Origin of the sequence: Pseudoalteromonas sp. P1-9 (assembly GCF_001399975.1) — a bacterium.
Taxonomy (GTDB): Bacteria; Pseudomonadota; Gammaproteobacteria; order Enterobacterales; family Alteromonadaceae; genus Pseudoalteromonas.
Genome location: NZ_LKBD01000093.1, coordinates 1 through 1,724 on the forward strand (window position 1 = coordinate 1; position 1,724 = coordinate 1,724).

Annotated in this window: 1 protein-coding gene; it reads right to left on the minus strand. The window is 39.5% G+C overall.

Features of this window, described 5'->3' with window-relative positions; all coding sequences use genetic code 11:
• Positions 1-51: 51 nt before the first annotated feature.
• The coding region (locus AN214_RS21645) for a DUF4214 domain-containing protein (protein ID WP_152960844.1) at positions 52-1,724 on the minus strand (1,673 nt) is incomplete at its 5' end.

Genomic DNA, 1,724 nt, shown 5'->3' on the forward strand with positions numbered 1-1,724 from the left:
AAAAAAGCCGACTATTTTATGAAAAATAGTCGGCTTCTTATTTAACTAGCCCTAAAATCGAGTGCCATACTCCGAGCTCGTCACTATATCATTCAATAATACATTAAGTTGGTTATTCCAAAGTGCATTAACACCATCCGTTAGCTCTTGGTTGGTCACTTTGCGCTCTAGTAAGTAGTGATAATAAAGCGAAACTTCCACTTTCCTTGCCATTCTACTCTTACCTTCCGCTGATTCACTTAAGCTTATCAACATCACACCACGGCTTGTACCATTGTTTAACCTATTTAGCCAATAGGTATAACCACCACTATCTGCATTACGGTCAAATATGTTTTGATACATCAAATTCACAAAATCACTGTTATTTAATGTGCCATAGCGTGCTGTAAACTCGCCACTTTGTGTAAACTGATTTGCAATATCTTCTAAGGACAAACCGTTTTCATACTTATTTTGCCAAGCATTTAAACCTGCATAATCTGCTGTACGTAAAAAGGCTGATAAGTACAAACGCGCTATTGGTTGTTTAACATTAATAAATGAATCACTTGTCAGAACACCCGAGCTCACCATCCAGTCACCTCGACTAGCAGCCTGCTCAAGTGCAGTTACTGATGCTGCTAAATCATCAACTGACCAAAACTCTGATGCTAAATCACGGTATACTTGCTTAACAAACGAGGCATCATCCGTAACCGGTGAGTTATCCATTACTGACATCTGAGTTCCTTCTAATAACTCAATATAATCTGGGCGCTCATCATCATCGCTATCTTGCTTCAACGATACTGTATTTTGCATTCTTAAAAAGTACTCTTCACTCCCTAAGTAAGCACGTAATACAGACGTTAAACCATTTGCATTATTCTTATACCAGTCTGTATAAGTCGCTGCTTCCGCCAAAGTTAAACTCTTCTTGCGTAACACTAAACTCAAGCTTCTTACAACCTGCTCATCACCTTGTTTTCCTTCATACTCCGGTGATTCAATGAAGTGCAGCATTAATTCACCACGGGTTAACGTGCCATTATTCAGCTTATTCGTCCAAGCTGTTAAACCTGTTGAGTCCGGCTCTCGCCCTAATACATTTTGATAAACCAACGTCACAAAGGCTTCATTGCTTAAATCAGCACCATAGCGCGATGTGAATTCTGTCGACTGAATTAAACGGTCTACAACATCTTGTTTGCTAAATTTACCTAAACTCATGCGTTCACGGTAGAAACCGAAGCCACCTAAGTCTGCCTGTCGACTAAAGCTCGCCAAATACGCTTTCCCTAAGAACTTAAATGTCGCCAAGTCCGAATTCGAGTCCATTAATAAGTCTTGGTATAAGCCAACCAAAGATTGCGTATAGTTCGTTATGCCTGCAATTTGATTATCTATCTCACCAAGATTATTTTGGTCATAGTAAATAGATTGCATATATTGATGTGAAATAACATCTACATAAGCTTGCAGCACTAAGTTTCTAACTTCTGATGCTTGCTCACCCAATATCTTATTGTCTTTAGCGTTAATATTTCTAGATTCCAACACTTCTAAAATAAGTGGACGACCGTCATTATCAACATCTTTCCAAACATCGTTCGGGTTGAGCTCATTTAATGCCCCGGCTGAACGCTCTATCGCATTATCCCAACCATCACCATCACTATCCGCTGCGACTAATGGGTCGTTATCTTGGCCATCAATTATACCGTCATTGTCTTGGTCGTTAT